At 67.8% G+C, this 1,708-nt stretch carries 1 protein-coding gene; it reads right to left on the bottom strand.

Annotated features, from left to right (window positions below; translation table 11 throughout):
• The coding region (locus tag ACE3UY_RS18495; protein WP_374688958.1) for a glycoside hydrolase family 10 protein at positions 1-1,688 on the bottom strand (1,688 nt) is incomplete at its 3' end.
• Between the last annotated feature and the right edge of the window lie 20 nt (positions 1,689-1,708).

The raw sequence follows: 1,708 nt of genomic DNA, 5'->3' as shown, positions 1-1,708 counted from the left end.
TGGCCGGCCGCGCCTAACTCACGGGCCGCTGCAATCCGGTCGGCGATCTCGCTGAAGGGCGTCTGGGCCGCGCCAATGCCGGGAATGATGTGGCGGTCGCCACGATTGGCCTGGAAGTCGCTCACCAGCGTGCGCCAGCGTTCCAGCCGGAACGTCTCTGGATTGCTGGAGTAGATCATCGGCGAGATGGCGTCAATGTAGCCGCCCTTCACCCAGCCCTGCGAGTCCTGATAGTAGTCGCGGTAGCCCTGGCTGTAACCCCAGCCCCACCGATCCAGATAGGTGTGCCAGACGGCGGCCGATAGCCACACGTCGCGCCCGGCCGGGCGGATGATCTCCTCGTACACCTCGCGCACCAGCGTGTTGACCTGCTGCCGCTGCCACGCTTCATAGACTCCACTCGCGCCGCTGAAGCACGCCCCGCCGAACGCGGCCTCGCTGACCGGGTCGCACGACGTCGTTCGCGCGGCGTAGCGCACGCGGTCGAGGTGGATGCCGTCGATGTCATACCGATTGACCAGATCGGCCACGACCGCCTTGAAGTGGGTCCGAAAGACGGCTGAGGCCGGGCTGGCGGAGAGGTATTCGCCGCACGAGACCTGGCCGGCCGTCGTCCATTGCGCGCCATTGAGCTGGCCGTCAGTCGTCCCGTGGGCGCTCTGCAGCCGGTAGTAGAGCGGCGTCGGGTTTGCCAGCGGCGGCGGCGGGCAGTCGCCGGAGGTTGTCCGGTCGCCAACGGGGTAGACGTTGACGTAGGCATGCAGCTGTAGCCCGCGCTCGTGGGCGCGCTGCGCGAAGTAAGCCAACGGGTCCCAGGCGGGTGAGGGCGGCTGGCCCAACACACCGCCGCTGACCCGCTGCGCCCACGGTTCCAGACCGGGGGTGTAATAGGCGTCGGCCGTGCCGCGCACCTGGAAAAAGATGGCGTTGAAGCCGGCGTCGGCGGCGTTGCGTACGATCTCGTCGATCTTGGCCGGGCTGGCCGGCCGGTTCAGTTGCGTCCAGTCGAAGCGCGTCACCCACAGGCCGCGGAACTCCACCATGCCCGCCGGGCGGGTGGGCGTCGGCGAGGGCGTGGGCAGGTCGGCTAGCTTGTAGACCTCCAGGAAGAGCAGCTTGTTGTTGACGGCGCTCGCCCCGCTGCGGATGGTCAGCCGGCCGTCGGTCACCGAGACGTTGGCCGTGCCCTGGATGAAGCGGCGGTCGTTGGCTGGAGCGCCCTGGAGCAACAGGTCGTCCTCAGCCAGGCTGTGCATCACGCCGTCAAATGCCTCCGGGTCGCCGGCGACGGCGTATATGTCGTAGACGCCCGGCGGCAGCGCCAATTCCCAGACGGCGTCGGGGTTCTCCGGTTTTTGCAGATGGATGAGGGTGTCGTAGCGCTGATCCAGGGCCAGCGGCGAGTTACGCTCGCGCGTCGCGGCGCTGCTATCGGCATTCCAACCATAGGTAAAGCCGTTGCCCCGGTCGCCGTAGGGCATGCCGCTGTCGGATAGATAGCCGGGCGGGACCTCGGCCCCGGCCGGCTGGAAGTTGATCTTCACCACCGATTGGCCGGTGGAGGCGGGGGCGCGCAAGATCACCGGCAGGCGGGTCTGGCCCGCGCTCTGGGCCATGACGGTCAGCGCCACCCCAACCAGCGCCAGGAAGGCCGCCAGTGGCAGGACAGATCGCAAGGGTTTGTTCATTCTGCTGCTATTCTGCCATA

The organism is Promineifilum sp. (SeqCode) (assembly GCF_041918635.1).
GTDB lineage: Bacteria > Chloroflexota > Anaerolineae > Promineifilales > Promineifilaceae > Promineifilum.
The sequence above is the reverse complement of the archived record's forward strand: the minus strand, read 5'-3'. Positions and strand labels throughout refer to the sequence as shown.